The sequence below is a fragment of the Sphingopyxis jiangsuensis genome, from assembly GCF_016734905.1.
In the GTDB taxonomy this organism is placed as follows: Bacteria; Pseudomonadota; Alphaproteobacteria; order Sphingomonadales; family Sphingomonadaceae; genus Sphingopyxis; species Sphingopyxis jiangsuensis.
In genome coordinates this window covers 1,019,760-1,045,809 of sequence record NZ_JAERPO010000001.1, presented here as the reverse complement: position 1 = coordinate 1,045,809, position 26,050 = coordinate 1,019,760, and the positions used below count along the sequence as shown (strand labels likewise).

Genomic DNA, 26,050 nt, shown 5'->3' with positions numbered 1-26,050 from the left:
CGCGTGACCGACGCCGATCATCCGCCGGCGGATGCCGCGGGGCGCCGCATCGGGGGGATCAGCCTGCGTGCCTTTCCGCCCAATGCGATCACGGTGCTCGCGCTCTGCTTCGGACTTACGGGGGTCCGCTTTGCGATCGGCGGACAGTTCGAAATTGCCGTGGCGGCCGTTATTTTTGCCGGGGTGCTCGACGGGATGGACGGCCGCATCGCTCGCCTGCTGCGCGCGCAGAGCAAGTTCGGCGCCGAACTCGACTCCTTATCCGACGTGATTGCGTTCGGCGTGGCGCCGGCGATGATCCTTTTCCTCTGGTCGCTGACCGACGCGCCGAAGTTCGGCTGGACCGCGGCGCTTGCGCTTGCCGTTTGCTGCGCGCTGCGCCTTGCGCGCTTCAACTCGCGTATGGATTCCGATTTCCAGCCGCACAAGTCGGCGGGCTTCATGACCGGCATTCCGGCACCTGCAGGGGCAGGACTTGCGTTCGTGCCAATCTATTTGTGGCTCGTCACCGGCAATGGCTGGTTTCGCGAATGGTTCGTCGTCATGCCGTGGGCCCTCGGCGTCGCGATGCTGATGATCTCGGCGCTGCCGACCTACAGCTGGTCGTCGTTCCGGTTACGTCGGTCGTGGCGTTTGTTCGCACTTGCGGGAATCGGCCTCCTCGGCGCGGCGCTCATTACTGCGCCCTGGTGGACGCTGCTTGCGGTCAGCGCGATCTATCTGGTGCTGCTGCCTTTCGGCATTGCGAGCTACGCGCGCGTCAGGCGGCGTGGCTGACGATCTTCACGCTGCGCGAGGGAGCGCGGCTACGGTGAGTTCCCAAGCGCCGCACCGGTGCGGCGCGCAATTTGATAGCTTTTCCATCGGAAACCGGTCCCGGCGCAGCGGGTGAGGTGAAGGCGCCTTCGCCGAGAAGTGCGGAGAGTATCGCGTCCGCATTGCTGCGGAGCATCGCAAGAATGACCGTGACGCCAAGACCGGCGGCAATGGCGAAAAGGAGAGCGGCAGCGACCTGAACCATCATCTTGTCCTTTCGGCTTCGTGGCGAAGCGCTTTTGCGAAACTACGGCTTTGCAGCGGTTTTTGTTGCATGTTCGTGGTTTGTTCTCAACGGTTTTGCGACGAACCGAGTCGGATTGTCGCCGGATCGAGCGGCAATGCGTGTGCCTGGGCGGGCGATCTGGCGCCGTAAATCGCGCGCCGGGGCCTTGCTTTTCCTGATCGAAGCCGCTAACGGGCCGCCCATTCCACATGGAAGGCGCACATACCGGTGCCGGGTCCATCCCCCGACGGATGCCTCGGTTCTTGCCTTTCAGAGGACTAACCGGAAGGAGAAAGACTATGGCGGCTCCTGTCGTCACGATGCAGAATCTTATTGAGGCCGGCGCGCACTTCGGCCACCAGACCCACCGTTGGAACCCGCGCATGAAGCCGTACATCTTCGGCGCGCGCAACGGCATCCACATCCTCGACCTGTCGCAGACCGTGCCGCTCTTCGCACGCGCGCTCGACTTCATTTCGTCGACCTCGGCCGCGGGCGGCAAGGTGCTGTTCGTCGGCACCAAGCGTCAGGCGCAGGGACCGATCGCCGATGCGGCACGCGCGTCGGGCCAGCATTTCGTCAACCACCGCTGGCTGGGCGGCATGCTCACCAACTGGAAGACGATCTCGAACTCGATCAAGCGCCTCAAGACGCTCGAAGAGCAGCTTTCGGGCGACACCTCGGGCCTCACCAAGAAGGAAGTGCTCAACAAGACGCGCGAGCGCGACAAGCTCGAAATGTCGCTCGGCGGCATCCGCGACATGGGCGGCATCCCCGACGTGATGTTCGTGATCGACGCGAACAAGGAAGAGCTGGCGATCAAGGAAGCCAATGTCCTTGGCATCCCCGTCGTCGCGATCCTCGATTCGAACGTCTCGCCCGACGGCATCGCTTTCCCGGTTCCGGCGAACGATGACGCGGCGCGCGCAATCCGCCTCTATTGCGATGCGGTTGCCCAAGCGGCGACCCGCGGCGGCCAGCAGGCCCGCGCCGATCGCGGCGAAGACCTTGGCGCTGCCGTCGAGCCTGTCGCCGAGCCCGCGCTGACCGAGGAAGCCCCGGCGGCCGACGCTGCTCCGGCGACCGAGGACGAACAGGTTCCCGCCGAAGCGGCAGCCGAGACCGAACGCCAGAGCGACGCCTGAGCGCCGCTCGCGTGTGACGGGACGGCGCGGCGAGTCCGCGCCGTCCCGGTCATAGTATTGACTTATCACGCCGCCATGCGCGCGGCGGACAGCAGGCCGATGACGGCCTGCCCCTTTTTGAAAGGAATATCCGATGGCTGAGATTTCGGCTGCACTCGTCAAGGAACTGCGCGACCGCACGGGCGCCGGCATGATGGACTGCAAAAAGGCGCTCGCCGAAAACAACGGCGACATCGAAGCGTCGATCGACTGGCTGCGTACCAAGGGCCTTGCCGCCGCCGCCAAGAAGGCCGGCCGCGTCGCCGCCGAAGGACTTGTCGGCGTTGCGACCGACGGCACGCGCGGTGCGATGGTCGAAGTCAACAGCGAAACCGACTTCGTCGCCAAGAACGAACAGTTCCAGGACTTCGTCCGCGACGTGACGCAGGTTGCGCTCGCCGGCAACATCACCGACATCGAAGCGCTGGGCGCCGCGACCTATCCGACCGGCGGCACCGTCGCCGAAAAGCTGACGAGCAATATCGCGACGATCGGCGAAAACCAGTCGCTGCGCCGCGCCGCGATCGTCTCGGTCGGCTCGGGCGTCGTCACCGGCTATGTCCACAATGCCGCCGCGCCCGGCATGGGCAAGATCGGCGTCCTCGTCGCGCTCGAATCGACGGCGGGCGCCGACGTGCTCGAACCGCTCGGCAAGCAGCTTGCGATGCATGTCGCAGCCGCCAACCCGCTTGCGCTCAACGGCGACGAGCTCGACGCCGACCTGGTGGCGCGCGAACGCGCGATCGCCGAAGAAAAGGCCGCCCAGTCGGGCAAGCCTGCCGACATCGTCGCCAAGATGGTCGACGGTTCGATCGCCAAGTTCCGCAAGGAAAATGCGCTGCTGTCGCAGCTGTTCGTGATCGACGGCAAGACCCCGGTTGCAGAGGTCGTCGCGGCTGCGGGCAAGGATGTCGGTGCGGCGATCACGCTCAAGGGCTTCGTCCGCTTCCAGCTCGGTGAAGGCATCGAGAAGGAAGAGAGCGATTTCGCCGCCGAAGTCGCGGCTGCCGCCGGCGTCTGATCCGCAGAATTGGACTGCTGGCCCGCAGGGCGCCGTTTTCCTCTCCTTCGTCATGCCGGACTAGATCCGGCATCCACTCCGGCCTTCGAGGGCAGATGGACCCCGGATCAAGTCCGGGGTGACGAAAGCGGGGAGGGCGATCGCGGGGTGTGGCAGTCCGCTTGGCAATGGCGCGTGCCCGCTCTAGGGTGCGCGCCATTCGCATATAGAGAATTGGCAAGAGGTTCCCCCGCACATGGCATTGCCCGGCATGAAACGCATTTTGCTCAAATTGTCGGGCGAGGCGCTGATGGGCGCGACGCCGTTCGGGATCGATCCCGAAACAGTGGCGAACATGGCCGCCGAGGTGAAGGCGGCGAAGGATCGCGGGCTCGAAATCTGCCTCGTCATCGGCGGCGGCAATATCTTTCGCGGCATGGCGGGGGCGGCCAAGGGCATGGACCGCGCGCAGGCCGATTATATGGGCATGCTCGCGACGGTGATGAACGCGCTCGCAATGCAGAATGCGCTGGAGCAACTGGGGGTGGAGACGCGGGTCCAGTCGGCGATCGAGATGGACAAGGTGTGCGAACCGGTGATCCGCCGCCGCGCCGAGCGCCATATGGAAAAGGGCCGCGTGGTCATCTTTGCCGCGGGCGTCGGCGCGCCTTATTTCACGACCGATAGTGGCGCTGCGCTGCGTGCTGCCGAAATGAAGTGTGACGCGCTATTGAAGGGCACCAGCGTCGACGGCGTTTACAACGCCGACCCGAAGAAAGATCCGAACGCGGTGCGTTACGATACATTGAGCTATGATCGCGTGCTCGCCGATAATCTGAAAGTGATGGACGCGAGCGCTGTGGCACTGTGCCGCGACAACAATATTCCCATTGTCGTGTTCAATATTCGCGAACTCGGCAATCTGGCGCGCGTATTGGCGGGCGAGGGTGTCGCCACCGTCGTCAGCGACGCTGCCCGAAGCGATTGAGAGAGGAACGATAGATGGCAAAATATGACAAGGCCGACCTCGAGCGCCGCATGCACGGCGCGGTCGAATCGCTGAAGCACGATCTGGCGGGCCTGCGGACGGGCCGCGCCAATGCTGCGCTGCTCGACCCGGTGACGGTGGAAGTCTATGGCGCGCAGATGCCGCTCAACCAGGTCGCGTCGATCAGTGTCCCCGAACCGCGCATGATCACGGTTCAGGTGTGGGACAAGGCGAATGTCGGACCGGTCGACAAGGCGATCCGTTCGGCGGGCCTCGGTCTCAACCCGATCGTCGATGGGCAGATGATGCGCCTCCCGATCCCCGAAATGACGCAGGAGCGCCGCAAGGAGCTGTCGAAACTCGCCGGCCAATATGCTGAAAAAGCGCGTGTGGCCGTTCGCAACGTCCGCCGCGACGGGATGGACGGGCTGAAGCAGGACGAGAATAAGAAGGAAATCAGCGAGGACGAGCGCAAGCGTCATGAGACTGAAGTCCAGAAGCTGACCGATTCGACGATTGCCGAAATCGACGCGGCGGCGAGCGCCAAGGAAAAGGAAATCTTGGGTTAGTGCGTTTCCGGGCTCACCTCTCAGCCGTTCAGGCTGAGCTTGTCGAAGCCCCGTCCTTTTCTGGCAAGGGAAAGAACGGCCCTTCGACTGGCTCGCGGCGAACGGAATCGGGTTCTGTCGGTGTCTGATACTCAAAACCGCGCGCGTCACGTCGCGATCATCATGGACGGCAATGGCCGCTGGGCGAAGAAACGCCACCTGCCGCGCGTCGCCGGGCACCGCGCAGGGGTCGAGGCGGTGCGGACGATCGTTCGCGCCGCGGGCGATCTGGGGCTGGAGGCGATGACGCTCTATGCCTTTTCGTCGGAAAACTGGAAGCGCCCCGAAGATGAAGTCAGCGACCTGATGGGGTTGATGAAGCGCTTCATTCTGTCCGACCTCGACGAATTTGCTGCGAACGACGTCAAGCTGAAAGTCATCGGCAACTGGCGCGCGCTTGCTCCCGATGTTGTCGCGCTCATCGAAAATGCGCTCGACCGCACGTCGGGCAACAAGCGCACGACGCTCGCCGTTGCGCTCAATTATGGAGCGCAGGACGAACTCGTTCGCGCGGCGCAGGCGGCCGCGGCGGCGGGTGCGATCACGGCGGACGCGATCGAGGCGCATCTCGACACCGCCGACATGCCGCCGCTCGACCTGCTTATCCGCACCTCGGGCGAGGTGCGGCTTTCGAACTTCCTGCTGTGGCAGGCGGCCTATGCCGAGCTTTACTTTACCGACCGGCTGTGGCCCGACTTCACACCGGACGATTTGAAGGCGGCGCTCGATCAGTTTGAACGGCGCGAACGCCGCTATGGGGGTTTGTGATGGCGACTGCGGTGAAGTCGGATCTTTGGACGCGGGTCGGATCGGCGATCATTTTGTTCGCCATCGCCGGTGCTGCGCTGTGGTTCGGCGGGCTGGCGTTCGGGCTGCTGCTGCTCGTCGGCGGCGCGCTCGTCATTGTCGAGTGGCTCGCGCTCGTGCGCGCGATGGGACAGGGGGGCGGTGCAAAGGCCGCGCTCACGATCCTTGGCCCGCTGTTCATTGTCGGCGCGGTCGCGGGACTCTGGTTCATCCGCGAAAAGCTTGGCATGACGGCCGCGCTCTGGGTCTTCGGCATGGTCTGGGCGACCGACATCGGCGCTTATTTCGCAGGGCGTGCCTTTGGCGGCGCGCGGCTGGCGCCGACGATCAGCCCGTCGAAGACCTGGTCGGGACTCATCGGCGGCATGGTCGCTGCCCTGATCGCGAGCGCGAGCATCGGCGACCGGGCGGGCATCGTCGGCGTCCCGTTGTGGATCGGCCTGTTCGTCGGCCTGCTCGCGCAGATGGGCGATCTTGGCCAAAGCTGGATGAAGCGTCGTGCCGGCGTCAAGGATTCGGGCAAGCTCATCCCCGGCCACGGCGGCATTTTCGACCGCGTCGACGGACTGCTGCCCGTCGCGTTGCTGCTTGGCGCGCTGGCGATGGCGGGCGCGCTGACGGTTCGGGCCGCAGGCTGACATGACGCGCCGCCTCGCCCTTTTCGGTGCCACGGGGTCGGTCGGGCAATCGACGCTCGATCTTGTGCGCCGCGACAGCGAGGCTTGGCGCATTTCGGTGCTCACCGCCAATTGCGATGTCGCCGAGCTTGCGCGGCTGGCGCGCGAGTTTCGACCCGAGCTGGCGGTGGTCGCCGACGAGAGCTGCCATGGTGCCCTCCGCGACGCGTTGGCGGGCACCGGCGTCGAAGTGGCCGCCGGGGCCGACGCACTCGTCGCGGCAGCGCAGCGACCTGCCGATCTCGTCATGGCGGCGATCGTCGGAACTGCCGGTCTTGCACCGACGATGGCGGCGCTCGCGTCAGGGCATGATGTCGCGCTTGCGAACAAGGAGGCGCTCGTTTCGGCCGGGGAACTGATGACCGCGGCGGCGCGTGCCTCGGGAGCGACGATCCTGCCGGTCGATTCCGAACATAATGCCATCTTCCAGTGCCTCGCGGGCGGGCGCCTGTCCGAAGTACGCCGCATCATCCTGACCGCGAGCGGCGGCCCGTTCCGCACGATGAGCGCCGCCGACATGGCGACCGTCACGCCGGCGCAGGCGGTCGCGCATCCGAACTGGTCGATGGGCGCGAAAATCAGCGTCGATTCGGCAACGATGATGAACAAGGGCCTCGAACTTATCGAGGCGCATCATCTTTTTCCGGTCGGGCTCGATCGCATCGAGATCCTGGTTCACCCGCAATCGGTGGTCCACAGCCTCGTCGAGTTCGTCGACTGTTCGACGCTCGCGCAATTGGGTTCGCCCGACATGCGTATCCCCATCGCCTCGGCGCTTGCCTGGCCGCAGCGGATGGCGACACCGTGCGCGCCGCTCGACCTTGCAAGCATCGCGCGGCTCGATTTCGAGGCGCCCGACGAGGACCGCTTTCCCGCAACCGCGCTGTGCCGCGCGACCATTACCGAGGGCGGCGCGCGCCCGGCGCAGCTCAACGCGGCGAACGAGGTTGCGGTCGCGGCCTTCCTTGCCGGGCGGATAAGCTTTCCCGCCATCGTCGATACGGTGTGCAGCGTGATGGAGGCCGAAGCGCCGCCGCCTCCCGCGTCGCTTCAGGACATATTCAGCGTCGATGCGGCATCACGTGCGGCCGCGCAGACATTTGTGGACAGTTTCGAACATGCTTGAATCTCCCGGTATCGGGTTCACCATCCTTGCGTTTCTGCTCGTGCTCGGGCCGCTCGTCTTCGTGCATGAATATGGCCACTACATCGTCGGACGCTGGTGCGGGGTGAAAGCCGAAACCTTCTCGATCGGCTTCGGGCGGCGCATCCTCGGCTGGACCGACAAGCGCGGCACCGAATGGAAAATCGGCTGGTTGCCGCTCGGCGGCTATGTCCAGTTCGCGGGCGACCGCGACGCGGTAAGCCAGCCCGACGCCGAATGGCAATCGCTCCCCGACGCCGAACGTTCGCACACCTTTCCGGCGCAGCCGGTGTGGAAACGCGCGCTGATCGTCGCTGCCGGGCCGGTGACCAATTTCCTGTTTGCGATCCTGATTCTCGCCGGTTTCGCCGCCTTTGTCGGAACGCCGACCACCCCCCCTGTTGCCAGCATGGTGATGCCGGGTTCCGCCGCCGCCGCGTCGGGCATGCAGCCGGGCGACCGGATCGTCGCGATCGACGGCCGCACCATCAAGGTATTCGACGACATCTTGATGTCGGTCATCCACCGGCCCGGCGAGGCGATGGACGTGCGCATCCAGCGCAACGGAAGCGAACAGACGGTGCGTCTGACCCCGCGCCTCGTGAAGGAGAAGGACCGCTTCGGCAATCCGATCGAGCGCGGCGTGATCGGCATTGCGGCAACCGCGCCGATATATGAACGCGCGCCGCTTGCTGAGGCGCCGGCAATCGCGATCCGCCAGACGACCCAAATCGTCCGCCAGACCGTTGAGGTGCTCGGGCAATTGCTCGGCGGCGACCGGTCGATCAAGGATCTGAGCGGCCCCATCAAGATCGCGAAGACTTCGGGCGAGGCCGCCTCATTGGGGGTTGGCGTTCTTATCTACTTTGTCGCGCTGGTCTCCATCAATCTGGGGTTCATCAACCTGTTGCCATTGCCGATGCTTGATGGAGGACATCTGCTTTTCTACGGCTATGAGGCGATCCGTCGCCGTCCGGCGCCCGCGGTGGCGCAGGAATGGGCGTTTCGCTTTGGCTTTGTCGCCATCGTGACGTTGATGCTGGTCGTGACTTTCAACGATTTGGGCTCAATTGGCGTGTGGGACGGGATCGCGCGCTTGATTGGATAGCCGGACTGGGGCAGGGAGTGCGCCGAACCCGCGATGTCGCGGGTTCGTCGCTATTTAGAAGATTTTGCGGGATGAACAGCGTGGCTTCACAAAATAACACGGCACGGACGCGGCTTTCGGCGCTTTTTCTGGCCGGAACGATGCTGACATGGCCCGCGGTGGTGATGGCGCAAGAGGTCGCTCCGCCGGCCGTCCCGGCGCCCGCCGAGACCAGCCAGCCTGCCGCATCGACGATCCGGTCGATTACCGTCACGGGCAACCAGCGGCTCGAGGCGCAGACTATCCTGTCCTATCTCCGCCTGCGCGTCGGCCAGTCCTATGACCGCGCGACGCTCGACCAGGCGCTCAAGGATCTGGCGGCGACCGAATTGTTCAAGGATTTCCAGATCAGCGATGACAATGGCGCGCTGACGATCCAGGTTGCCGAAAACCCCGTGATCAACCGCGTGATCCTCGAAGGCAACAAGCGGCTCAAGGAAGACAAGATCCGTCCCGAGATCAAACTGTCGCCGCGCCAGATCTTCACCCGTTCGAAGGTCCGTGCCGACGTCGCGCGCATCATCGAGCTCTACAAGCGGCAGGGCCGCTTCGCCGCGACTGTCGAACCCAAGATGGTCCAGCTCGACCAGAACCGCGTCGATGTCGTCTTCGAAATCAACGAAGGGCCGAAGTCGAAGGTCCGCCAGATCAACATCATCGGCAACGAGAAGTTCAGCGACGGCGATCTCAAGGACGAGATGGCAACCAAGGAAACGGGGTTGCTGACGATCCTGTCGTCGAACACCAGCTACGACCCCGACCGTCTTGCCTATGACCAGCAGAAGCTGCGTCTTTTCTATTTGCAGAACGGTTATGCGGATTTCCGCGTCATTTCGGCGGTCGCAGAGCTGACGAGCAACAAGCAGGACTTCATCATCACCTATGTCGTCGAGGAGGGCGAGCGCTACAAGTTCGGCGACGTGGACGTGAAGAGCGAAATCCGTGACTTCCGCCCGGAAGCGCTGAAGACGCTGCTGCCCATGAAAGAGGGCGACTGGTACAACGCCAAGCTTGTTGAGGATACGGTCGAAAGCCTCAGCGAAACGGCGGGCCTGTTCGGCTATGCCTTTGCCGACATCAATCCGCAGTTCCGTCGCGACCCCGAAAATCGCACGATGGCGATCACGTTCGACGTTGCGGAATCGCCGCGTACTTATGTCGAACGGATCGACGTCAACGGCAACACGCTGACCCACGACAAGGTCGTGCGCCGCGAGTTCCGCCTGAACGAAGGTGACGCCTTCAACAGCTTTGCGGTCAAGCGCACCGAGAACCGCATCAACAGCCTTGGCTTTTTCCAGGAGAATCTGGAGATCGAGCGCAAGGAGGGCAGCGCGCCCGACCGCATCATTCTCGAAACCAATGTCGAGGAAAAGCCGACGGGCGAATTGTCGCTGTCGGCTGGCTTTTCGTCGATCGAGAATTTCCTGCTCCAGGGTTCGATCCGCCAGCGCAACTTCCGTGGCCTCGGCCAGCAGCTGCAGGCGTCGGTCAACTATTCGAGCTATTCGAAATCGGTCGAGCTCGGCTTTACCGAACCCTATCTGCTCGACCGCAACATCTCGATCGGCGGCAGCGTCTATCGCCGCGATTTGAACTCGTTCAACTTCATCGGGAACGATCGCCGCACGACCTTTGAACAGGTTACGACGGGTTTCCAGATCAACTCGGGCGTGCCGCTCACCGAATATATGTCGCTGTTTGTACGGTACAGCCTGAATTACGACGATGTGACGCTCGACCGCGGCGTTTATTTCTTCGGCGACAATTGCGACCCGCTCGTCGCGGGGCGTTATCTTTGCGACGCGATCGGAAAGCGCACGACCTCGCTGGTCGGATTCACGCTCGCCTATGACGACCGCGACAATCGTTTGCGTCCGACACGCGGCCAGTCGGCGTCGATCAGTCAGGATTTCGCGGGCCTTGGTGGCAGCGTCAAATATGTCCGCACCCGCGCCGCGGCGAGCAAGCACTTCAACCTCGGCAGCCGGTTCATCCTCAATATCTCGGCCGAAGGCGGTTATATCTATCCGCTCGGCGGGCGCCCGACGCCGACGAGCGACAAGGTTCGATTGACCGACCGCTTCTTCCTTGGCGAACCGCAAATGCGCGGCTTCGACATTCGCGGCATTGGCCCGCGCGTCATCCGTTACGGCAATGTCGACCTTACCGACCCGATGAACCCGGTCCTCGACACCAGCCTCAGCAATCGCAACGGCCTGATCGACGACGCGCTCGGCGGCCGTGCATATTACCAGGGACGGCTCGAGGTCGACATTCCGCTCGGCACGGGAGCAAAGGAACTGGGGTTGCGGCCCTCGGTCTTCCTCGATGTGGGTTCGGTCTTTGGCGTCAAGCGCCCGACGCTCACCACCCTGACCGATTTCCGCGATCCGAGCGACGGCATCACCAAGAATCTGTGCCGCAATGCCCAGACCGGAACGCAGCAATTCGCGACGCGACCCGTCGACAACAATGGCCAGCCGCTCGGGGCTCAGTACACGTCCTGTCCGACCGGCTTCTCTTCACTCGCCCCGTTCGAAGAACGCTTCTTCGGCGATACGTGGATGCCGCGTGTCTCTATCGGCGCCGGGGTCAACTGGAACTCGCCTTTCGGTCCCTTCCGGATCGACTTCGCTTACGCCCTTCGCAAAGAAGAGGGCGATGATACCAAACGCTTCTCATTCAATGTAGGAACCCAATTCTGATGAAGAAAATTTTTGCCGCTTCGGCGCTGGCGATTGCCGGCCTGTCCGTTTCACCCATGTTCGCAGCGCCCGCCGTAGCGCAGGCTCGCGCGGTCGCCGTCGCCGATGTCCGCGCCGCTGCCGGGCGGTCCAATGCTTTCACCGTCGCCACGCAGCAGATCGAAACGACCTACAAGGCGACGATCGATCAGCAGCAGACGCGCGGACAGACGCTTCAGGCCGAACTCAACGTCCTCGTCGCCAAATATAATGAAGAGGTGAAGAAGACGCCTGCCAACCAGGCTGCAATCCAGGCGGCGGGCAAGGCCGTCCAGGACAAGCGCCAGGCCGCCTCGGCCGAACTGGGCCAGATCGGCGCGCCCGTCGACCTCGCGATCGCCTATGTCGAAGACCAGATCAGCCTGCGCATGAACGAAGCGATCAAGGCCGCGATGACGGCGAAGAAGGTCGACCTTCTCGTCAATCCGGAAGCGGTGATCGCGCGCGAGAATAACGTCGACATCACCGATGCCGTCGTGACCGAACTCAACCGCATCCTGCCCAACGTGTCGATCACGCCGCCGGCCGGATACCAGCCGGGCCAGCTGGTGCAGCAGCGCAACCAGCAGCTGATGGACCAGGCGCGCGCAGCGCAGGGCGCCGCGGCGCCCGCGCCCACCGGCAGCCAGCCGACGACGCGCTAATCGATCATGACGGCCGGGGAAAATAGCGAGAGCAGGATGGGGCCGGCGGACATCCGCCGCATCCTGTCGCTGCTGCCGCATCGTTATCCGATGCTGCTCGTCGACCGGGTGGAATCGATGGTGAAGGACACCTCGATCCACGCGGTCAAGGCAGTGACGATGAACGAGCCCTTTTTCCAAGGGCATTTCCCCGGCCGACCGATCATGCCCGGCGTCCTCATCGTCGAGGCGCTGGCGCAGGCGGGCGGCGTTCTGGCGATCGAATCGCTCGGCCTCGCGGGCAGCGGAAAGCTCGTCTATTTCATGGGTATCGACGGCGTGAAGTTCCGCAAGCCGGTCGAACCCGGCCATTTGCTCGACCTGCACGTCACCATCCTTCAGACAAAGCGGAACATCTGCAAGTTCGAAGGAAAAGCGATGCTGGGCGACCAACTCGCCACCGAGTGCCAGTTCACCGCAATGATCGCCGATCCGCCGAGCGACTAGGGTCAGGACCCATTAATTATGCGTTCGAGGTTTGAAGCGATTTTGTTCAGTGCGAGGAGGCAAGGCGACGGAATATGTCGATATTTCGAGGCTTGCCGACGAAGCAATGGACAAAATCGGTCAAATCCCGGAGGGACGCCGAAATGGCTTCGATCTCGGGCCCGCGCGGCTTTGCGGGTAGCGATGCTACCCGCTGCACCCGCCCGGACCCGATATCTTCGCCATTTCGACGCCTCGAACGCGTAATTAATGGGTCCTGACCCTAGGGCGGAGACCTCCCCTTTATACGTCATCCCGGCCTTCGCCGGGACGACGATCAACGGGGTACAGGTGTTGCATTTTCCCCAATTGCCCAGTAAGGGCGCCGCTTCGCGTCCCCGGACGCACCGACTCACGCGGCTGGTCGGAAACCAGCGGCACAGGAGCCAAGAGACATGAAAAAAGACATCCACCCCGACTATCACATGATCACGGTCAAGATGACCGATGGCACCGAATATCAGACGCGCTCGACCTGGGGCAGCGAAGGCGACGTGATGACGCTCGAAATCGACCCCACCGCGCACCCGGCATGGACCGGCGGTCAGGGCCGTATGCTCGATGCTGGCGGCCAGGTCGCAAAGTTCAACAAGCGTTTCGGCGGCCTTACGCTCAAGCGTTGATCCGCTTCGGCGTCAGCCGAGGACCTTTGCAAGCGCGCTTTGCCATCCGGCGAGGCGCGCTTTGCGCTTTTCGGGGGCGAGCGCCGGCGTGAAGCGTGTCGTGCGCCCGCGCATCGCCTTTGTCGCGCTGGCGAGATCGGGGTAGAGGCCGGCACCGGTTGCCGCGAGCATGGCGGCGCCGAGCGCCGTGCTCTCGACGAACTCGGGGCGCTCGACGGTCAGGTCGAGCATGTCGGCAAGATCCTGCGCCATCCAGTCGTTCGCTGCCATGCCGCCATCAATCCGGAGTTCGGACCAATCGACTCCGTCGGCGGCAAAGGCGGTTTTCAGATCGTGGGCCTGATAGGCCTGCGCCTCGAGCGCCGCGCGCGCGATGTGCGCCTTGTTGCTTGCGAAGCTGAGGCCCGACAGGGCGGCGAGTGCGTCGGGACGCCAATGCGGCGCGCCGAGCCCCGCGAGCGCCGGTACCAGATAGACGCCGCCATTGTCGTCGACCGAACGCGCCAACCCCTCGCTCTCGCCCGCGTTTGCCAAAAGCCCCAGCCCGTCGCGAAGCCATTTGATCAGACTTCCCGCGACGAATACCGATCCTTCGAGCGCATAGGAGCGGACCTCTCCCTCCTGCGCGAGGATCGTCGCGAGCAGGCGGTTGTCCGATCGCGGCCGCGTGGTTCCGCTCGCCGACAGGATGAAGGCACCCGTGCCGAAGGTCGCCTTGGTCTGGCCGGAAGCGAGGCATGCCTGGCCGATGGTCGCCGCCTGCTGATCGCCCGCCATGCCGCATATCGGGATCGCGCCGCCGAGCAGGTCGGGCATAGTCGTGCCTACGGTCGTCGTGCAGCCGGTAATTTCGGGAAGCAGCGACATCGGGACGCCGAGGAGGTCGCACAGTCCCGCGTCCCATCCGCTCGCGCCATTGATGTCCATCAACAAGGTGCGCGACGCATTGGTCGCGTCGGACACATGGACGCCGCCCGTCAGCCGGTGGACGAGATAGGATTCGACCGTCCCGACCGCTAGCCGGTCGCCAGCCTCGGCAAGCTGCGGCCAGTTGCGGAGCGCCCAGCCGATCTTGCTCCCCGAAAAATAGGGGTCGAGGAGCAGGCCGCTCGCCGCCTGAACCGCGGGTTCGTGACCCTCCGCCTTGAGCCGCGCGCAATCGGCGGCCGTGCGCCGGTCCTGCCAGACGATCGCGGGGGCGAGCGGCTCGCCGGTTGCGCGGTCCCAGAAGACGACGGTCTCGCGCTGGTTGGTGATCCCGATCGCCGCGATTGCCCCCGCGCCACCCGCCTTGTCGATCATCGCGCGCGTGCAGGCGAGCGTCGCGGTCCAGATTTCGGCGGCGTCATGTTCGACAAGCCCCGGAGCAGGATAATGCTGGCGGAACTCGCGCTGCGCGCTGCCGAGCGGGGTGCCGTCGACGGAAAACAGCATCGCGCGCGTCGATGTCGTGCCTTCGTCGATGACGATGATCTTTTCGGTCAAAGCCTCCCCCTTTTCGTTCGTGCCGAGCTTGTCGAGGCGACGTTATCCTCTTTGCTGTTTCATGAAGAAAGAACCGCCCTTCGACAAGCTCGGGACGAAAGGGAGGAGGCCTCGCGCAACGATCTTGCAATTTCACGCAATATCGCCCATATGATGGTGCAGCGCAGCATGGCGGGCCGACCCGCCGTAACCACCGGCAGCGTGATTTTCCCGTCCGAGACAGGCGCGGGACGAGCCGGAATAGCGCATTGTCCCAAGAGGCACCCTTTCACGCGGGTCGTTTCGAACCCGCGGCCGTGCGCCGTCCGTTCGACACGAACGGATGCGCCTGCGCGTCGCCCTATGTGAGTATTTTATGACGACTTTTAACGACTTTGGCCTGCACGCAGACATTAATCGCGCGCTTGCCGCCAAGGATTATTCGACGCCGACGCCGATCCAGGTGCAGGCGATCCCGCCGTTGATGAAGGGCCGCGACCTGTGCGGTATCGCGCAGACCGGGACGGGCAAGACCGCCGGTTTTTCGCTGCCCTCGATCCATCATCTTTTGACCTATCCGCATCGGCCGACCCCGCGTGGCTGCCGGATGCTGGTGCTCGCGCCGACCCGCGAACTCGCGGCGCAGATTGCGCAGAGTTGTCGCGACTATGGTCGCTTCACGAAGCTGTCGGTTTCCACCGTGTTCGGGGGCGTCCCGATCAACAAGCAGATCCGCGACTTGTCGCAAGGCGTCGACATCCTCGTCGCGACGCCGGGGCGCCTGCTTGACCTCATCGACCAGCGCGCTTTGCGACTCGACGATGTGGAAATCTTCGTTCTCGACGAAGCTGACCAGATGATGGACATGGGCTTCATCCATTCGCTGCGGCGTGTCGCCAAACTGCTGCCGTCGCGCCGTCAGAATCTGTTCTTTTCCGCGACGATGCCAAAGGAGATCGCGGGTCTGGCCGACCAGTTCCTCAACGATCCCGTTACGGTGTCGGTGGCGCCGCAGGCGACGACCGCCGAGAAGGTCCGCCAGCAGATTACCTTCGTCGAGCAGAAGGAAAAGCAAGCGCTTCTCCACCATGTGCTCAAGACCGAAGACATCGACCGGGCGCTGATCTTCACCCGCACCAAGCACGGCGCCGACCGCGTCGTCCGCCACCTGAAGGGCGCAGGGATCGAAGCCTTCGCCATCCACGGCAACAAGAGCCAGGCGCAGCGCACGACCGCGCTGCAGGCGTTCCGCTCGGGGCAGGTCAAGCTGCTCGTCGCGACCGACATTGCGGCGCGCGGAATCGACGTGTCGGGGGTCAGCCATGTGATCAACTTCGAGATCCCGAACGTTCCCGAACAATATGTCCACCGCATCGGCCGTACCGCGCGCGCGGGGGCGGAAGGCATCGCAATCAGCTTTGTCGCGCCCGACGAGAAGCCATATATTCGCGACATCGAGCGCGTGACGCGCACACGCGCAGAACCGGTCAAGCTGCCCGAGGGCTTTAACGAAATGGTCCGCAACCTGCCCAAGCCGGCGACGCCTCCGCGCGACACCGGCGGCCGCGGCCGCGACCCGCAGCGCCAGCGTGAAGAGGCCGTGCGCAAGCGCGACGGCGGCCAACCGCGCGGCGAGCGCGGTCCACGCCGTGAGGGTGCAGCAGGTGAGGGCCAGCCGCAGCGCAAGCGCCGCTTCCGTCCGCGCCGCGGCGGCGTCGGCGCGCACAAGGGCGCGGTGACGCGCGTCGGTTAAGACCCGGCACTTCGCTCTTTTCCGTTTGCACTGAGCTTGTCGAAGCACCGTTCTTTCCTCTAGCGTGGCAAAAGGAAGAACGGCCCTTCAACGGGTTCAGGGCGAACGGGGAAAAGGATGAGCGAACAGGCCGGGGCAGCAGTACCCATCGACACCCGGCAGGATGCGCGCAAGGTCATCGTCGCCTCGTCGCTCGGCACCATTTTCGAATGGTATGATTTCTACCTCTATGGCCTGCTTGCGACGGTCATTTCGGCGCAGTTCTTTTCTGCGGTCAACGAAACGACGGGGTTTATCTTTGCGCTGGCGGCCTTTGCGGCGGGCTTTGCGGTGCGTCCTTTCGGGGCGCTCGTCTTCGGGCGCATCGGGGACCTGGTCGGGCGCAAATATACCTTCCTTGTGACGATGGGGCTGATGGGGTTGTCGACCTTCCTCGTCGGCGTTCTGCCCAATTATGCGGCGATCGGTGTTGCCGCGCCGATCCTGCTCGTCGTGCTTCGGCTTGTGCAAGGGCTGGCGCTCGGCGGCGAATATGGGGGCGCCGCCACTTACGTTGCCGAACATGCGCCGGAGGGGAAGCGCGGCCTGTTCACCAGTTTTATCCAGACTACGGCGACGCTGGGGCTGTTCGCCGCGCTGCTCGTCGTGATCGCGACCCGGACCCTGCTGGGCGAAGAGGCGTTCGCCGAATGGGGTTGGCGCCTGCCGTTCCTGATTTCGGTGATCCTGCTGGGCGTATCGCTGTGGATCCGGATGCAGCTCGAAGAAAGCCCGGTGTTCAAACAGATGAAGGCCGAGGGCACGACGTCGAAGGCTCCGCTGACCGAAGCGTTCGGGCGCTGGTCGAACCTCAAATGGGTGCTCGTCGCGCTGCTCGGTGCGGTCGCGGGGCAGGCGGTCGTCTGGTACACCGGGCAATTCTATGCGCTCTTCTTCCTCGAAAAGACGCTGAAGGTCGATGGCGCGACCGCGAATATATTGATCGCGATTGCATTGGTGCTGGGCACGCCTTTCTTCATCTTTTTCGGCTGGCTCAGCGACCGGATCGGGCGCAAGCCGATCATCCTCGCGGGCTGCGCGCTCGCCGCGCTCACCTATTTTCCGGCCTTCCAGCTGCTCACCACCGCTGCCAATCCGGCGCTCGCCGAGGCGCAGGCACGCGCGCCTGTCATCGTGTTTGCCCACGCAGAGACCTGTTCATTTCAGTTCGACCCCATCGGTCGCGCCTCTTTCGACCGCACGGGCTGCGACATCGCCAAATCCGCCCTCGCCAAAGCGGGGATTCCGTACGCCAACGAAGATGGTGCCGATGACGGCCGCGCGTTCGTGCATGTCGGCGAAGAGGTGATTTCCGTCGCAGACAGGCAAGGCTTTGGCGCCGCACTCTCCGAATCGCTGGCCGCCGCCGGCTACCCTGCCAAGGCGGATACGGACGCAATCGACAAGCCGCTCGTCGTCGGCATCCTCTTCTACCTCGTGCTGCTCGTGACGATGGTTTACGGCCCGATCGCCGCGCTGCTCGTCGAAATGTTCCCGAGCCGCATCCGCTATTCGGCGATGTCGCTGCCCTATCATATCGGCAACGGCTGGTTCGGCGGCTTCCTGCCGACCACCGCCTTTGCGATGGTCGCCGCGACGGGGAATATCTATTACGGTCTCTGGTATCCGGTCGTCATTGCACTGCTGACGTTTGTCGTCGGCCTGCTGTTCCTGCCCGAAACCTTCCGGCGCAAGATCCACGAATGATCGCGGCGCATTGACGGGCGGTATCGCGGCGCTAGGGTCCTGACCCTGGGTTCGCCCTTGCTCTGAGGGGGGCGTGATGGCCGGTTTCGATGACGATGATGACGAGGATTTTGCGCCGCCGCTGCGGCGACCCTTTTGGCGGCGCAAACGCGTGCTTGTGCCGCTCGCCATTCTGGCCGCGCTCGTTGCCGGCTTCGTTCTCCTTCTGACCCCCGACACCGATCGCGACGCAATGATCGCCAAATATGGCGGACCCGACGCGGCCTTTGCGGCGGGCCCGGCGGGGCAGCGCATCCATTACCGCGATCAGGGCAAGCGCGACGGTCCCGTCATTATTTTGCTCCACGGATCGAATGCGAGCCTCCACACCTGGGGGCCGATGGTCGCGCGGCTCGGTGCCGATTACCGCGTCGTCACGCTCGACCTGCCGGGGCACGGCCTGACGGGCGCGACCCCCGACCGTGATTATGGCGCTGCCGGGATGATGGCGGCCGTCGATGTCGTTGCCGCCAAGCTGAACCTCGATCGCTTCATCCTCGGCGGCAATTCGATGGGCGGATGGGTGGCGTGGCGTTATGCGCTGGCGCGCCCCGAGAATGTCGAGGCGTTGCTGTTGCTCGACGCCAGCGGCATGCCGCTTCGCAAGGGCGAGAAGCCGCCCGAATCGAACATCGGATTCCGCATCCTCGAATATCCACTCGGGCGCTGGCTGGCGACGCGGATCACGCCGCGCGCCTTGGTCGAACAATCGCTGCGCGGATCGGTTTCGGAAGAGGCCTTCATCGACGAGGCGATGATCGACCGTTACTGGGAATTGCTGCGCTTTCCCGGCAATCGCGAGGCGACGGTCATTCGCGCGCGCACCGATCGTGAGGCGCATATGGCCGCCAAAGCAGGGGACATTGCCGTCCCGACGCTCATACTGTTCGGGAGCGAGGACCGGCTGATCAATTCCACCGCCGCGCAAAGCTTTGCCGAGCGTATCGCGGGGTCCGAGGTTGTGCTGCTCGAAGGCATCGGCCATCTGCCGATGGAAGAGGCACCCGACCGGACCGCTGCGGCGATTGCCGATTTCCTTACGCGGCGGCTCGCCGTTCCGCCGCAGGCTGATCGAGAAATTCGCTGATCCGGGATGCCGTTCGCGCGGCATGGGCAAAGGGGAAGAGGTGTGAGCCCGGAACCGTTTCGATCTGGGCTTCGTCGACCAGGTCGGCGATCATCTGACCGTGGCTTGCCGGTACAATGCCATCGTCGCGCGCCATCAGGACCAGAACCGGCAGGCCGCGTAGCAACGGCAGCATCGGAACGCTCGTCCAGCCGGCGAGCGCCATCCCCTGATAGGCGAGACCCAGTGGCGTCGCCGTCGGCAAGCGCAGGCCGTTGGCCAAAATGTCGCCGTCGAGCATTGCCGCCCAGCCGATCCCCGGTGCCCCAAGCGAGGGCGTTGTTGCCATCAGCACGAGCCGGCGAATGCGCGAACGATATTGCACTGCGATCTGCTGCGCCAGCGCGCCGCCCCAGCTGAACCCTGCAAGGTCGATCGGGTCGTGGCCGAAGCGGTCGGCGATCGTCATCACAGTGGCCGCCATGGCCGAGGCCGTATAGGGCAGAAAGGCATCGGGCGAGCCGCCTACGCCCGGCATGTCGAGCGTCCAGACCTCGCGCCCCGAAATCTGCGCGAGCAGTGGCGCGGCGGTCGCAATGTCGGCGCCAACGCCGTTGAGATAGAGAAGGGGCGTTCCCGGCAAATCGGTCCGCCAGCGCGCGACGCGAAGCGACTGCCCAAAAACGGTCTCGCTGCTGATGTCGGGTCGACCGCTGATCCTCGTCATGCCGTCAGCCTTGGCACAGCTTGGGGGCGAGGGAAAGGCGGACGGGCGTCAGCCCTGATTCTCGACGGCTTGCGCTGCGCGCGCCGCCTGCTCGTAACGGAGGCAATCAAAGATTTTTGCGCCGGCAAGGAAAACGGCCCCGCTGCATGCCGCCATCAACAATTGACCGCCGACACCGGGATATTGCTCAAGATAGGCCGTACCGCGCGCCATCGCGCCAACGGCCAGCGCGTAGATGATAAGACAGGCTTCGAACCGGGTCTTGATTACGAACAGGCGACCGACTTTTTTCCACATCGTCCCATATCCAGCAAAAGCCGTGCCAGTGGCGCATTTCCTTGCATCGGCGCGCCACAGCGATGGTAAACTGTAAGTTAATTCGACAGGAAAGGGAAGGGCGCGATAGCGACACCCCTGCCGCCGGTCGCGGTGCGAGCGGCAGCAAAGGTGTCGCTGACTGACCAGCCTAGGGTCGCAGAAACGGCCGGCAGCTGACGTTCTTGTCGTATTTCGCCCCGCGCATCGCATCCTCCATTTGGATGATCGCGCGCCGTTTTCGAAAATTTTCAGCGGGGAGCCGTCGCACCGATGCGGGCGAGCAGCGCGGCGAGATCGGCCTGACGCGCACATCCCGTCTTCTCCAAGACGCGACGTAGCTGCGTGCGCACGGTGCTGATCGCGACCTCGCCATCGGCCGCAATGGCTTCGGGCGTCGCACCGCCCGCGATGCCCTGTGCGACGCGCGCCTCCGAAGGCGTCAGGTCGAAGAGCGATTTCATCAACGTCGCCGACGGCGCGCGATCGGAGGCGACCGGGACCAACAACAACAGGGCAAAGCTGTCGCCGAAAACATCGTGGGCGCTGCGGCGCACCGGGATCACGTGCGCGACATAGGCGGGAATGCCATCCGCATCGCGGAGCGGAAAGGATCGGACATCGTCGGCCGCGTCCCGTCCGATCGCGCCGAGCGCATCGGCGAGCATCCGGTCCGCCTGCCGGTCCGCCAGCCGGACATGGCCATGGGCTGCCCAGACGATATGATCGCCCAGCTCTTGCGCCAGAAGGGTCGCTTCGGCGATTTCGCCGCTCGGCTTCAGAAGCAGCGCGGGAAGTTGCAGCGCGGTGAGCGCTTCGGTCGCTCCCTGCGCGCGCTTCAGCTGCAGGCGCGCGCTGACCAGCGCACTGCGCGCGAGGTGGGGGCGAATGGCATTGAGGCGCGCGACGCTGGCGCTGTCGACCGGGCCGTCGGCAAAGGCGCGCTCGACACTGAAGACGATATTGTCGCCGGTCGGGACCTGCAATCCGGTGCCCGCCGACCAGCCGAGTCCACGCGGCCGGAAGAAATCGCGATAGACGGGGTCGGCGTCGATCTCGTCCTCGCTCCAGAAATCATGCTCGACGAAGAAGGAGGGCGCGTCCTGGCTCATCAGGCAGACGCGGCGGCTGCATTTCCCGAACCAGCCATCGTTGACATAAGAGGCAAAGACATCGCTGACGCTTTCGGACGCCGTCCAATTGAGCGCCTTGTGCGCCGAGAACAGCAGGCCGCCGGTCGCCTTTGCCAGCGCGGCGACATCGTCGAGGACCGCGGGCCACGCCTCTGGAACCACGGAGCATTCGTAAATGCGGTCGACGAGATCGGTCTGCAATGCCTGTCCCCCGAAAGCAAAGAGAGCTTATTGTCTGAAAGCGGAGCCAAAAATACAAGGCGGCTGTGACGGCGAGCGCCGTTCGCGTCAGTTGCGCATTCTGCCCAGCTCTGCCGAACCGTAGAATTGATGCCAGTCGGCAGGACATTGCTTGACCGGGGTTGCCCGGTCGTTGCCGCTGTCGGCGATCCAGCAATCCTCGAACACCGAGCAATAGCAGATCCGAACCTTCAGCTTCAGCCGCTCCTCGTCGAAGCGCGACCAGGTGTCGGCGGGAACCTTTTGCGGGTCGAGCTGCGCGAACATCACATTCTCACCGGGTCGCAGGACTTCGCCGAGCATGCTGCCGATGCCGACCGACAGGGTCTCGGGCGAATCGCTGCAACAGGCGCCCAGCACCTCGCGAAACTGCGTATAGGGCTTGTCGCGATAACGGACTTCGAGGCCGCGGATATGCGCGGGCCCGACCCCCTTGTTCGTCAATGACAACCGAATGAAGGGATCATCCTGTTCGTTGCGGTTCGACGTTTCAAAGGCGACATAGGGCCAGACGCTCGCAATCTGCATCTTCGTCGTCGCATCGGCCTGGATGAAGGTGAAATAGGCGACCGCTATCGACAGCGCGAAGGCCGGGACGGCGATGAGGAAATTGCTGATGGCGATAAGCGGCAGATAGCGGATCGCACGCTCGATCGGCGGTAGTGCGGCGCGCGGTGCCTGGTCCCGGTCCTGTTGATCGTCCATCGCCGATGTGGTGGCGCGCTTCGCGTGCCGGGTCAATAGTGGCGGCGGCGCACCGGCTCTATGGTCTTGACCCTAGCCAAGCTCTCCCAGATCGAGCGCGTCGAGAAGCGCGCGACGCGCACGCACCACATCGGCGGCAAGCGCGGTTGATGCGAGGTCGGACGGTGCGATTGCCTCGGGCCAATGCGCGGCGATCACATCGGCGATGCGGTCGAGTTTTGCCGTGTCCGCAACGAAGCGCGGATCGACGGTCGCGGTGTCGGCGACGACGCGGAGCCGCAAACAGGCGGGCCCCCCGCCATTCGCCATCGATTGGCGGACATCGACAGGATAGAGTCGGCGGATCGGGCCGTTACCCGCGACATGCGCCTCCAGCCAGTTCCAGACGCTCGGCGTGTCGCGCGCTTCGGTGGGCAGCACGAGCCCCATGCCGCCGCCGTCCGGCAAGCTGACGAGCTGCGCGTTGAACAGATAGGATTTGATCGCGTCGGACAGGCTCACCGCGCTTGCCGGCACCTCGACGATCTCGACATCTGGAAAGGCCGCGCGGATCTGCGCATGTGCGCCTTCGCGATCTTCGAACGCCGTTTCGTGGGTGAACAGCACATGCTCGTTCGCCACCGCGACGACATCGTTGTGAAAGGCGCCGCCCTGAATCGCCGTGTCCGATTGGCGGATGAACAGGGTGCGCGCGGGATCGAGCCGGTGATGCCGGGCGAGCGCTTTCGAAGCGTCGAGATGCTGGCGCGCCGGGAAGCGGCCGCCGCCGACGCCATAGACGAATATCTCGACGCCCGACTGGTCGTGCCCGTTGCAAAGGCGCATGTGGTTCGCCGCGCCTTCGTCGCCGAAGGGGGCGGGGATGGGCCCGTGGACGGCAAAGGCCGGATGCGCAAAGGCGAGGCGAAGCTGCGCGAGCGTTCCCTGCCATTCGTGGCTGCGGTGCGGCATGGTGACGAGATTGGCGACGGTCAGATGGCATTTGCCGTCGCCGCTGTCGGGCGCAGGCGACACGGTCGCGGCGTTTGCTGCCCACATCGACGACGCCGACCAGGCCTGCGCGCGCAAATGCGGCTCGGCATTGTCGAGGCTGGTGCCGAGCGTTTCGAGCCACGCCGCATCGGGGCGGTCCAGCGGCATGAAAAAGCCCTGCGGCAGACCGAGAGCCAGATTGTGGCGCATCTTTTCGATGCCTTGCAGCGCCGCGGCGCGCGGCTGCGACACGTCGCCTGCGTGGCTCGCCGAGGCGATATTGCCGCGGCTCAACCCCGCATAATTGTGCGTCGGGCCGATGATGCCGTCGAAATTGATCTCGGTGAGCATGTCAGCGTCCAATCCAGCTGATGTCGTCGCCGGGGCTGACGCCGAGCAATCGGGCGGTCGCAGCGTCGATCGTCCCCCCCGCGCCGACCTTGCCGAAGCAACAGCGGAAGCCCGCGAGGCGTCCGGTTGCGATCAGCGCATCACTCTCACCCTCGGCAATGCCGGTGACTTCGAGATGCTGCGCATTGCGGATGCTCGCGACCTGGTCGGTGCGTGCGGTCATCGTCGGGCCGCCGTCAAAAATGTCGATGTAATTATCGAAGGCGAAGCCCTCATTTTCCAGCATCCGCATCGCCGCGCGGCCGCTGGGGTGGGGGACGCCGATAACGCTGCGCGCGCTTTCGGGAAGCATCGCGATATAGACGGGGTGCTTGGGCATCAGGTCGGCGATGAACTGGTTGCCGTGGACCGCGTTGAACTGATCGGCTTCCTGAAAGCTCATCCCGAAAAATTTGCCCGCGACCCCGTCCCAGAAGGGCGAGCCGCCTGCTTCGTCGATCACGCCGCGCAGCTCGGCAAGGATGCGGTCGGCGAAGCGCGCGCGGTGACGCGCGATGAACAGGTAGCGCGACCGCGCGAGCAGCAGGCCGAGTCCGCCGGCGCGCGCCGCCGGATGGAGGAACAGCCCGCCGACCTCGCTCGCGCCGTTGAGGTCGTTGCTCAGCATCAGGATTTGCGCGTGAAAAGTGCGCCCAAGCTGCTCGCTGTGCTTGCTGTCGGTGCCGATGCGATAGGAATAAAAGGGCCAGCGTTGGCCGACCTGACCGAACACCTGGCACGTTCCGCGCACCTCGTCGGTCTCGGCATCGGCGAGCACCATCAGATACAGCTCGTCGGCCGGATATTCCTTTTCGGAAGCAAAGCTCGCCTCGGCACGCTCGAGCTTGCCGCGCAGTGCCTTTTTGTCGGGCGGCAGGTTGGTGAACCCGCCCCCCGTCAGCTTCGCCATTTCATAGATGCTCTGGAGATCGCCCGGTTTGGCCGCCCGGATCACATAGCTCACACAGTCCCCCGTTCTGCTATTTTCATTATGGTGAGTGCCGACAATTGCGCGCGTTCGGCAAGGCTGTCGACAATAAGAAACTCGTCCGAAGAATGGATCGCGCCGCCGCGTGGCCCCATCGTGTCGACCACGGGTACGCCGCAGGCCGCGATATTGTTGCCGTCGCACACGCCGCCGGTCGCGTTCCAGCCGATTGAGAGGCCGAGCGCGCTGCCGCATTCGCGGACGAGTTCGAACAATCGCGTCGCGGCGGGGTCGAGCGGCTTGGGCGGGCGGTTGAAGCCGCCGTGGAGGTGGCAGTGGACGTCGTGGTCGCGTTCGATGTTGGCGATGGTGTCGCGGAGCGTGGCTTCGGCGGCGGCCTTTGCCGCGGGGGTCGAGGGGCGCATGTTGACGCGGAGGATCGCCTGGTCGGGGACGACATTGTTCGGCCCGCCGCCGTCGATTCGCGCAGGATTTACCTTGAGTTCCAATGATTTGAGCGCATTCAACCGCAGCGCGAGGTCGGCCGCGGCGACGAGCGCGTTGCGCCCCTCTTCGGGGTTGCGGCCGGCGTGGGCCGGGCGGCCGTGAATCGTGACGCTGAAGTTGCCGCTTCCCGGCCGAGCGCCCGCGAGCGTGCCGTCGGGAAGCGCGGGTTCGTAGGTGAGCGCGGCGGTCTTGCCCGCGGCCAGTTCGGCAATCAGCCCTGCCGAAGCATGGCTGCCCGTCTCTTCGTCGCTGTTGATCATCACGTCATAGCCGATGCGTGATGCAAGCGGCGAGGTTTCGACGGCCGACAGCGCCGCGAGGATGACCGCAAGGCCGCCCTTCATATCGGCGGTGCCGGGGCCGTTGAGGACGCCGTCGTCGAGCCACCGGAGCGTCTGGAACGGGTGATCGGCGGCAAAGACCGTGTCCATATGGCCGGTCAGGAGAAGCTGCACCGGCGCATCGGGCCGCATGCGCAGGTGCAGGTGCGCGCCGCGCTCGACGGTGCGGATGCTGCCGTCGGGATCGACCGCCTCGACCGGATCGGGATCGACGAGGCGCACGTCGCCGGGAAGCGCGGAAAAGGCATCGGCGAGCATGCCGGCGACGGTCCGAAGCCCCGCGAGATTGCCCGTGCCGCTGTTCACCGCCGCCCAGCGTTCGACCGCGGCGAGCATCGGCGCACCCGCGGCTTGGTCAAGAGCGGCCCGTTCGGTTTCAGTGAGGCTGGTCATCGGAAGGCGTATAGCGAGCAGCCGCACCTATTTACACCCCGGCGACGATTATTGTCGGCGGCCTGTGTGACCGCTGTCACTACGGCCAATTTCCATCCGTACCATGATCGCGCGCGGACCGAAGATTCGGCGCCAGCGTTAGGGTCAGGACCCATTAATTACGCGTACGAGGCGTCGAAATGGCGAAGATATCGG

General features: G+C 64.5%; 25 protein-coding genes. 16 read left to right on the top strand and 9 right to left on the bottom strand.

The window, feature by feature from the left end; translation table 11 throughout:
- The first annotated feature begins 3 nt into the window (after positions 1-3).
- Positions 4-777 (top strand): CDP-alcohol phosphatidyltransferase family protein, encoded by a 774-nt coding sequence (locus tag JI743_RS05105; RefSeq protein WP_201926544.1) that lies wholly within the window; start codon positions 4-6, stop codon positions 775-777.
- Here JI743_RS05105 and JI743_RS05100 read toward each other — a convergent pair.
- Positions 761-1,021, bottom strand: a complete 261-nt coding sequence (locus tag JI743_RS05100; protein WP_201927355.1) for a hypothetical protein — start codon at positions 1,019-1,021, stop codon at positions 761-763. The genes JI743_RS05105 and JI743_RS05100 overlap by 17 nt on opposite strands.
- Before the next feature lie 320 nt (positions 1,022-1,341).
- On the opposite strand from JI743_RS05100, the gene rpsB reads away from it, so the two are divergent.
- From rpsB to rpmE, 12 genes are all read left to right on the top strand, one after another.
- Positions 1,342-2,187: a 30S ribosomal protein S2 gene (gene rpsB / locus JI743_RS05095; RefSeq protein ID WP_201926542.1), complete on the top strand. Its 846-nt coding sequence runs from the start codon at positions 1,342-1,344 to the stop codon at positions 2,185-2,187.
- Between the two features lie 133 nt (positions 2,188-2,320).
- Positions 2,321-3,247 carry a translation elongation factor Ts gene (gene tsf, locus JI743_RS05090; RefSeq protein WP_201926540.1) on the top strand — a complete coding sequence of 309 codons (927 nt, stop codon included), beginning with the start codon at positions 2,321-2,323 and terminating at the stop codon, positions 3,245-3,247.
- A gap of 235 nt (positions 3,248-3,482) precedes the next feature.
- A complete protein-coding gene (gene pyrH / locus JI743_RS05085; RefSeq protein ID WP_201926538.1) occupies positions 3,483-4,214 on the top strand; it encodes a UMP kinase in 732 nt (243 codons plus the stop codon).
- 14 nt (positions 4,215-4,228) lie between these two features.
- On the top strand, positions 4,229-4,783 hold the full coding sequence (gene frr / locus JI743_RS05080; RefSeq protein ID WP_201926537.1) for a ribosome recycling factor: 555 nt from the start codon (positions 4,229-4,231) through the stop codon (positions 4,781-4,783).
- Positions 4,784-4,897: 114 nt separating this feature from the next.
- The gene (uppS, locus tag JI743_RS05075; protein ID WP_261312206.1) at positions 4,898-5,590 is read left to right on the top strand and encodes a polyprenyl diphosphate synthase; all 693 of its coding nucleotides are present in this window, start codon (positions 4,898-4,900) and stop codon (positions 5,588-5,590) included.
- Entirely contained in the window at positions 5,590-6,267 is a 678-nt protein-coding gene (locus JI743_RS05070; protein WP_201926533.1) for a phosphatidate cytidylyltransferase, read from the top strand. Before uppS ends, JI743_RS05070 begins: the two co-directional genes overlap by 1 nt.
- A 1-nt stretch (position 6,268) precedes the next feature.
- On the top strand, positions 6,269-7,432 hold the full coding sequence (locus tag JI743_RS05065; protein ID WP_201926532.1) for a 1-deoxy-D-xylulose-5-phosphate reductoisomerase: 1,164 nt from the start codon (positions 6,269-6,271) through the stop codon (positions 7,430-7,432).
- Entirely contained in the window at positions 7,425-8,558 is a 1,134-nt protein-coding gene (gene rseP / locus JI743_RS05060) for an RIP metalloprotease RseP (RefSeq protein WP_201926531.1), read from the top strand. Before JI743_RS05065 ends, rseP begins: the two co-directional genes overlap by 8 nt.
- 71 nt (positions 8,559-8,629) lie before the next feature.
- Complete coding sequence (gene bamA / locus JI743_RS05055; protein ID WP_201926529.1) at positions 8,630-11,305, top strand: outer membrane protein assembly factor BamA; 2,676 nt, start codon at positions 8,630-8,632, stop codon at positions 11,303-11,305.
- Positions 11,305-11,988 carry an OmpH family outer membrane protein gene (locus JI743_RS05050; RefSeq protein WP_201926527.1) on the top strand — a complete coding sequence of 228 codons (684 nt, stop codon included), beginning with the start codon at positions 11,305-11,307 and terminating at the stop codon, positions 11,986-11,988. The genes bamA and JI743_RS05050 overlap by 1 nt, the downstream gene beginning before the upstream one ends.
- Before the next feature lie 36 nt (positions 11,989-12,024).
- Complete coding sequence (fabZ, locus tag JI743_RS05045) at positions 12,025-12,474, top strand: 3-hydroxyacyl-ACP dehydratase FabZ (protein WP_227339878.1); 450 nt, start codon at positions 12,025-12,027, stop codon at positions 12,472-12,474.
- 434 nt (positions 12,475-12,908) lie between these two features.
- Entirely contained in the window at positions 12,909-13,136 is a 228-nt protein-coding gene (rpmE, locus tag JI743_RS05040) for a 50S ribosomal protein L31 (protein ID WP_095383345.1), read from the top strand.
- A gap of 12 nt (positions 13,137-13,148) precedes the next feature.
- Here the strand turns inward: rpmE and JI743_RS05035 are convergent, their stop codons facing one another.
- The gene (locus JI743_RS05035; protein ID WP_201926523.1) at positions 13,149-14,621 is read right to left on the bottom strand and encodes a glycerol kinase; all 1,473 of its coding nucleotides are present in this window, start codon (positions 14,619-14,621) and stop codon (positions 13,149-13,151) included.
- 355 nt (positions 14,622-14,976) lie between these two features.
- Between JI743_RS05035 and JI743_RS05030 the strand changes: the two genes are divergently transcribed.
- The 3 genes from JI743_RS05030 to JI743_RS05020 all read left to right on the top strand — a co-directional run bounded on the left by JI743_RS05030 (position 14,977) and on the right by JI743_RS05020 (position 19,225).
- A complete protein-coding gene (locus JI743_RS05030) occupies positions 14,977-16,353 on the top strand; it encodes a DEAD/DEAH box helicase (RefSeq protein ID WP_201926521.1) in 1,377 nt (458 codons plus the stop codon).
- Between the two features lie 117 nt (positions 16,354-16,470).
- Complete coding sequence (locus JI743_RS05025; RefSeq protein ID WP_201926519.1) at positions 16,471-18,099, top strand: MFS transporter; 1,629 nt, start codon at positions 16,471-16,473, stop codon at positions 18,097-18,099.
- 76 nt (positions 18,100-18,175) lie between these two features.
- Positions 18,176-19,225, top strand: a complete 1,050-nt coding sequence (locus tag JI743_RS05020) for an alpha/beta fold hydrolase (protein WP_236659691.1) — start codon at positions 18,176-18,178, stop codon at positions 19,223-19,225.
- On the opposite strand, the gene JI743_RS05015 is transcribed toward JI743_RS05020, so the two are convergent.
- The 7 genes from JI743_RS05015 to JI743_RS04985 all read right to left on the bottom strand — a co-directional run bounded on the left by JI743_RS05015 (position 19,176) and on the right by JI743_RS04985 (position 25,855).
- The gene (locus JI743_RS05015; RefSeq protein WP_201926515.1) at positions 19,176-19,931 is read right to left on the bottom strand and encodes an alpha/beta fold hydrolase; all 756 of its coding nucleotides are present in this window, start codon (positions 19,929-19,931) and stop codon (positions 19,176-19,178) included. The two genes, JI743_RS05020 and JI743_RS05015, sit on opposite strands and share 50 nt — an antisense overlap.
- Positions 19,932-19,979: 48 nt before the next feature.
- Complete coding sequence (locus JI743_RS05010) at positions 19,980-20,228, bottom strand: hypothetical protein (protein ID WP_201926513.1); 249 nt, start codon at positions 20,226-20,228, stop codon at positions 19,980-19,982.
- 269 nt (positions 20,229-20,497) lie between these two features.
- Positions 20,498-21,580, bottom strand: coding sequence for a helix-turn-helix transcriptional regulator (locus tag JI743_RS05005; protein ID WP_201926511.1), 1,083 nt, complete (start codon positions 21,578-21,580; stop codon positions 20,498-20,500).
- An 87-nt stretch (positions 21,581-21,667) separates the two neighbouring features.
- Positions 21,668-22,324: a hypothetical protein gene (locus tag JI743_RS05000; RefSeq protein WP_201926509.1), complete on the bottom strand. Its 657-nt coding sequence runs from the start codon at positions 22,322-22,324 to the stop codon at positions 21,668-21,670.
- A gap of 72 nt (positions 22,325-22,396) precedes the next feature.
- Entirely contained in the window at positions 22,397-23,647 is a 1,251-nt protein-coding gene (locus tag JI743_RS04995; RefSeq protein WP_201926507.1) for an N-succinylarginine dihydrolase, read from the bottom strand.
- A 1-nt stretch (position 23,648) separates the two neighbouring features.
- Complete coding sequence (locus JI743_RS04990; protein WP_201926505.1) at positions 23,649-24,650, bottom strand: arginine N-succinyltransferase; 1,002 nt, start codon at positions 24,648-24,650, stop codon at positions 23,649-23,651.
- Positions 24,647-25,855 carry a hydrolase gene (locus JI743_RS04985; RefSeq protein WP_201926503.1) on the bottom strand — a complete coding sequence of 403 codons (1,209 nt, stop codon included), beginning with the start codon at positions 25,853-25,855 and terminating at the stop codon, positions 24,647-24,649. Before JI743_RS04985 ends, JI743_RS04990 begins: the two co-directional genes overlap by 4 nt.
- Between the last annotated feature and the right edge of the window lie 195 nt (positions 25,856-26,050).